This window comes from Burkholderia sp. ZZQ-2, assembly GCF_050768715.1.
GTDB lineage: Bacteria > Pseudomonadota > Gammaproteobacteria > Burkholderiales > Burkholderiaceae > Burkholderia > Burkholderia cepacia.
In genome coordinates this window covers 1-3844 of record NZ_LDVA01000160.1, presented here as the reverse complement: position 1 = coordinate 3844, position 3844 = coordinate 1, and the positions used below count along the sequence as shown (strand labels likewise).

Sequence of the window (3844 nt, the reverse complement as noted above, 5' to 3'; positions counted from 1 at the left end):
TCGACGCCGCGCATCCGCTCGCGGACGACTGGATTGCCGCGCTCGCCGCGTTCCTCGACTGCGGTTTTGCGCCGGTCGACGCGCTGGTGCTGGCGCTGGCCTGGCGCGACGGCGACGAAACACGCGCCGCCGATGCGTGGCCGGTCGACGCCGCGCAGTTCCCGCGTGTCGCCGGGCTGCCGGCCGCGCCGGAACCCGCGTTCGCGCCGTGCCCCGCGCAGCTCGGCCTCTATCCGGTCGTGCCGGACGCCGAATGGGTCGAGCGCGTGCTCGATTGCGGTGTGCGGACCGTGCAACTGCGCGTGAAAGGCGCGACGCCGGACACGTTGCGGCGGGAAATCGCACGCGCGGTCGCGGCCGGGCGCCGCCATCCCGATGCGCGCGTGTTCATCAACGATCACTGGCAGATCGCCGTGGAAGAGGGGGCGTACGGCGTTCATCTGGGCCAGGAAGACCTCGAAACGGCCGATCTGGCCGCGATTGCGCGCGCGGGCCTGCGGCTCGGACTTTCGAGCCACGGTTATTACGAAATGTTGCGGGCATTGCACGAGCGCCCGAGCTACCTCGCGCTCGGCCCCGTGTATGCAACCGCGACCAAGGCCGTCGCCGCGCCGCCGCAGGGCCTGGCGCGGATTGCCCGCTATGCGCGCTTCGCGGGGGCGCGGGCGCCGCTCGTCGCGATCGGCGGGGTGGGGCTCGACGCGCTGCCGGCCGTGCTGGCGACGGGTGTCGGCAGTGTTGCGGTGGTCAGTGCGGTGACGGGCGCGGCCGACTATCGGGCTGCCGTTGTTGCGTTGCAGCAATGTTTTCCCGGACAATTTGACAATCATTGACCGCAGGGCCCGGAACGGCGTCACGACATCATTCCAATGCAGGCCCTATAATTCGGCGTTCTGCGTAAAAGGACTGTCAGCTCCGTGAGCCCCACTCCTACCGAGACCCTGCTGGAACTTCGCGACGTCGACTTTGGCTACGGCGACCGCCTCGTCCTGTCCAACCTGAACCTGCGCTTCGGGCGTGGGCAGGTCGTCGCGGTCATGGGCGGGTCGGGTTGCGGCAAGACGACCGTGCTGCGCCTGATCGGCGGCCTCGTGCGCGCGCGCCGAGGCCAGGTGCTGTTCGACGGCGCCGATGTCGGCGCGCAAACGCGCGACGGCCTGTATGCGCTGCGCCGCAAGATGGGCATGCTGTTCCAGTTCGGCGCGTTGTTCACCGACATGTCGGTGTTCGAGAACGTCGCGTTCGCGCTGCGCGAGCATACCGACCTGCCCGAAGACCTGATCCGCGATCTCGTGCTGATGAAGCTCAACGCGGTCGGGCTGCGCGGCGCGCGCGACCTGATGCCGTCCGAGGTGTCGGGCGGGATGGCGCGCCGCATCGCGCTGGCACGCGCGATCGCGCTCGATCCGCAGCTCATCATGTACGACGAGCCGTTCGCCGGCCTCGATCCGATCTCGCTCGGCATCACCGCGAACCTGATCCGCACGCTGAACGAGGCGCTGGGCGCCACGTCGATCCTCGTCACGCACGACGTGCCCGAATCGTTCGCGATCGCCGACTACGTGTATTTCCTGGCCAACGGCGGCGTGCTCGCGCAGGGGACGCCCGACGAGCTGCGCGCGTCGACCGATCCGAGCGTGCGGCAGTTCATCGACGGCGCGCCGGACGGCCCGTTCAAATTTCATTACACGAGCCCGCCGCTGGCGGCGGATTTCGGGCTCGGCGGAGGGCGCGCATGATCAGCGCGATCGGACGTTACGTCATCGGCGGCCTCGAGCGCGCGGGCTACGGCACGCGGCTGTTCGTGCGCCTCGTGCTGGAATTCTTCCCGCTGCTGCGCCGGCCTCGGCTGGTCACGAAGCAGATCCATTTCCTCGGCAACTATTCGTTCGTGATCATCGCCGTGTCGGGGCTGTTCGTCGGCTTCGTGCTCGGCCTGCAGGGGTACTACACGCTGAACCGCTACGGTTCCGAGCAGGCGCTCGGCCTGCTGGTCGCGCTGTCGCTCGTGCGCGAGCTCGGGCCGGTCGTCACCGCGCTGCTGTTCGCGGGCCGCGCGGGCACGTCGCTCACGGCCGAGATCGGTCTGATGAAAGCCGGCGAGCAGCTCACCGCGCTCGAGATGATGGCGGTGGACCCGATCAAGAACGTGATCGCGCCGCGCCTGTGGGCGGGCATCATCGCGATGCCGCTCCTGGCCGCGATCTTCAACGCGGTCGGCGTGCTCGGCGGTTACTTCGTCGGTGTCGTGCTGATCGGCGTCGATCCGGGTGCGTTCTGGTCGCAGATGCAGGGCGGGGTCCAGGTCTGGGCCGACGTCGGCAACGGCGTGATCAAGAGCATCGTGTTCGGGTTCGCCGTGACCTTCATTGCACTGTTTCAAGGGTATGAAGCGAAGCCCACGCCCGAGGGCGTGTCGCGCGCGACGACCAAGACGGTCGTGTTCGCGTCGCTCGCCGTACTCGGCCTCGATTTCCTGCTGACCGCGCTGATGTTCAGCTAAGCCTCAGCCAAGCCAAATTTTGGGATGACGATGAAAAAGACTGCTCTCGACTTCTGGGTCGGCCTGTTCGTGGTGGTGGGCTTCCTTGCGGTGCTGTTCCTGGCGCTGAAGGTCGGCAACATGAGCTCGTTTTCGTTTCAGCCGACCTACTCGGTGAAGATGAAATTCGACAATATCGGCGGGCTGAAGCCGCGCGCGGCCGTGAAGAGCGCGGGCGTCGTGGTCGGCCGCGTGAAGACGATCGGTTTCGACACGAACACGTACCAGGCGCTTGTCACGATCGATGTCGACGGCCAGTATCAGTTCCCGAAGGATTCGTCGGCGAAGATCCTGACGTCGGGCCTGCTCGGCGAGCAATATATCGGCCTCGATCCGGGCGGCGACACCGAAATGCTGAAGTCGGGCGATACGATCACGATGACGCAATCGGCGATCGTGCTCGAGAACCTGATCGGCCAGTTCCTTTACAGCAAGGCCGCCGATGCGGGCGGTGCGAAGCCGGCAGCCGGCGCGCCGGCCGCGCCTGCACCGGTGGCGGTGCCGGCGTCGGCGGTGTCCGGTTCCGCGGCCCAATAACCACACGAGAGAATAGAAGAGGGTAATGACCATGCAGACGATCCGCATCAGGCACGCCGCGCTGGCGGTAGCGGCAGTCGCCGCGTTGAGCGGCTGCGCGACCGTGCAGACGCCGACCAAGGGCGATCCGCTCGAAGGCTTCAACCGGACGATGTACAAGTTCAACGACACGGTCGATACGTATGCGCTGAAGCCGGTCGCGAAGGGCTACCAGTACGTGGTGCCGCAGCCGGTGCGCGACAGCGTGACGAACTTCTTCTCGAACATCGGCGACGTCTACATCGCGGCGAACAACATCGTGCAGCTGCGGATCGCGGACGGCGTCGGCGACATCATGCGCGTCGTGATCAACACGGTGTTCGGCGTCGGCGGCCTGTTCGACGTCGCGACGATCGCGAAGCTGCCGAAGCACACGGCCGACTTCGGGATCACGATGGGCCGCTACGGCATGCCGTCGGGCCCGTATCTGGTGCTGCCGCTGCTCGGCCCGAGCACGCTGCGCGACACGGCCGGCCTGGGCGTCGACTACGTCGGCAACCCGCTCACCTACGTGAAGCCGGATGGCCTGAGCTGGGGCCTGTTCGGCGTGAACCTCGTCAACACGCGCGCGAACCTGCTCGGCGCGGGCGACGTGCTGGATGCCGCGGCACTCGACAAGTATTCGTTCGTGCGTAACGCGTACCTGCAGCGTCGCCAGATGCTGATCAGCAACGCGCGCGGCGAGGCGGCCGCGACGTCGAGCAACGACGCGCTGCCGAAGTACGA

Annotated in this window: 5 protein-coding genes; all 5 read left to right on the top strand. The window is 67.2% G+C overall.

All coding sequences use genetic code 11. The features are described from left to right. A partial coding sequence (thiE, locus tag ABY44_RS09545) for a thiamine phosphate synthase (RefSeq protein ID WP_431641143.1) occupies positions 1–833 on the top strand: 833 nt, incomplete at its 5' end. A gap of 84 nt (positions 834–917) precedes the next feature. Next, positions 918–1739 (top strand): ABC transporter ATP-binding protein, encoded by an 822-nt coding sequence (locus ABY44_RS09540; protein WP_014898316.1) that lies wholly within the window; start codon positions 918–920, stop codon positions 1737–1739. Further along, entirely contained in the window at positions 1736–2503 is a 768-nt protein-coding gene (mlaE, locus tag ABY44_RS09535) for a lipid asymmetry maintenance ABC transporter permease subunit MlaE (protein ID WP_021164333.1), read from the top strand. Before ABY44_RS09540 ends, mlaE begins: the two co-directional genes overlap by 4 nt. A 24-nt stretch (positions 2504–2527) precedes the next feature. Beyond that, on the top strand, positions 2528–3079 hold the full coding sequence (gene mlaD, locus ABY44_RS09530) for an outer membrane lipid asymmetry maintenance protein MlaD (protein WP_027788547.1): 552 nt from the start codon (positions 2528–2530) through the stop codon (positions 3077–3079). Positions 3080–3110: 31 nt separating this feature from the next. Then, positions 3111–3844: MlaA family lipoprotein (locus ABY44_RS09525; protein WP_431641145.1), on the top strand; the 734-nt coding region annotated here is incomplete at its 3' end.

What these genes read in the sequence shown, in the direction of transcription:
- mlaE (WP_021164333.1), top strand. Translation starts at nt 1,736, where the DNA reads ATGATCAGCGCGATCGGACGTTACGTCATCGGCGGCCTCGAGCGCGCG.
- mlaD (WP_027788547.1), top strand. Translation starts at nt 2,528, where the DNA reads ATGACGATGAAAAAGACTGCTCTCGACTTCTGGGTCGGCCTGTTCGTG.